Source organism: Clostridium sp. DSM 8431 (assembly GCF_900116755.1).
Taxonomy (GTDB): Bacteria; Bacillota; Clostridia; order Clostridiales; family Clostridiaceae; genus Clostridium.
Window position 1 is genome coordinate 1 of sequence record NZ_FPBY01000304.1, and the last position, 1,726, is coordinate 1,726.

Sequence of the window (1,726 nt, forward strand, 5' to 3'; positions counted from 1 at the left end):
AAGAACCGTAGGAACTACGGGGATAGCTTGGGTTTGCTTAGCACATTAGTGCTATCGACCAAGAACCCTGCGACTTCAGTCGTGGGAGGTTCAGTGGAAACAATATCGTTAATATAGGTGCATCATCTTTAGCGACAACTTTAACTACAAGATTTTTTGGAGGTAGTGATGCTAGTGTTGCAGTAGCTACTGGAGTAATGACTGTATTAATTCTTATATTTGGAGAAATAACTCCAAAATCTATAGCGCAACAAAAGTCAGAAAAGGTTTCTTTAGTAGTAGGTAAACCTATAAGATTATGTGTAATTGTATTTAAACCTTTTGTTGCAATATTTACAGGTATATCTTCAATATTCATAAGACTTATGGGAGGAGATCCTAAAGCTACAGAACCATTTATAACTGAAGAAGAATTAAAGACTATGGTTGATGTAAGTGAAGAAGAAGGTGTTTTAGAAGATGTTGAAAAAGAAATGATTTTCAATGTTTTTGATTTTGCTGATATGCAGGTAAAGGATGTAATGGTTCAAAGAGTTGATATCAGTGCGTTACCTGTTGATATAACTTATGATGATGTTTTAGAGCAAGTAAAGAAAGATCAATTTTCAAGAATTCCTATTTATAATGAAACTATTGATGATATTATAGGAGTTTTAAATGTGAAAGATTTAATTTTGGCTGACAATGTAAAAAAAGACTTTGATGTAAAGAAATTTGTTAGAGAACCTTTTTATACATTTGAGTTTAAAAAGATTACTGAAGTTTTTAATGAGATGAAGAAAACAAGAAATCAAATGGCCGTAGTACTTGATGAATATGGTGGAACTGTAGGTATTATAACTATAGAAGATATCATTGAAGAGGTCGTTGGAGAAATCGAAGATGAATACGATGAAGATAATAACATGATTGAAGTTGTTAATGAAAATGAATATATTCTTGATGGAAGTACTAAACTTCATGATATAAGTGATCTTATTGGAATTAATATTGAATCTGAAGATCTTGATTCTGTTGGTGGCTTAATTATAGAGGAACTTGGAAGAATTCCAGAAAAGAATGAAGAAGTTATTATTAATAACTTAAGATTTGTTGTAGAAGAGTTAGATAAAAATCGTATAAAGAAGGTAAGGATGTATATTTGAAAAAGATAGCTTCTTTAAGCTATCTTTTTTCCTTGTAAGGGTGAGAAATTAATGAATTATATGGAGTATGCAATAGAAGAGGGATTAAAAGCCTTTAATAGTGGAGAAATCCCTGTTGGAGCTATTATTGTTAAAAATGGTATAATTATTGGAAAAGGTTATAATAAGAAAGAGACTAAAGGCGATCCAACAGCTCATGCAGAGATTATAGCAATAAAAGAAGCCTGTAAGAGTATAGGAGATTGGAGACTTAATGGTTGTGAGATGTATGTTACTCTTGAACCTTGTCCTATGTGTACAGGGGCAATAATTCAAAGCAGAATATCTAAATTATATATTGGTACATTTAATAAGGATATGGGGGCTTGTGGATCTGTAATTAACTTAATTGATAATAGAAGTCTTAATAGCTTTGTTAATGTTCAGTGGGAATATAATGAAGAGTGCAGTAAGTTAATGACGAGCTTTTTTGAGAATCGTAGAAAAAGGTAGGAGGAAGTCTATAGTTAATAAAAAGGTGTACAAATGTGTTTAAAAATGTTAATATGTACCCGAGAGGTGAGATTAACATGAATAAACAT

1 protein-coding gene and 1 pseudogene are annotated in these 1,726 nt (G+C 31.3%); both read left to right on the forward strand.

Annotated elements, in window-relative coordinates; all coding sequences use genetic code 11:
- Nucleotides 1–95: 95 nt before the first annotated feature.
- Nucleotides 96–1,145 (forward strand): annotated as a pseudogene (locus tag BM384_RS16975) (hemolysin family protein); the annotation flags it as partial.
- A 51-nt stretch (nucleotides 1,146–1,196) separates the two neighbouring features.
- On the forward strand, nucleotides 1,197–1,637 hold the full coding sequence (locus tag BM384_RS16980) for a nucleoside deaminase (RefSeq protein WP_090015438.1): 441 nt from the start codon (nucleotides 1,197–1,199) through the stop codon (nucleotides 1,635–1,637).
- The last annotated feature ends 89 nt before the right edge of the window (nucleotides 1,638–1,726 follow it).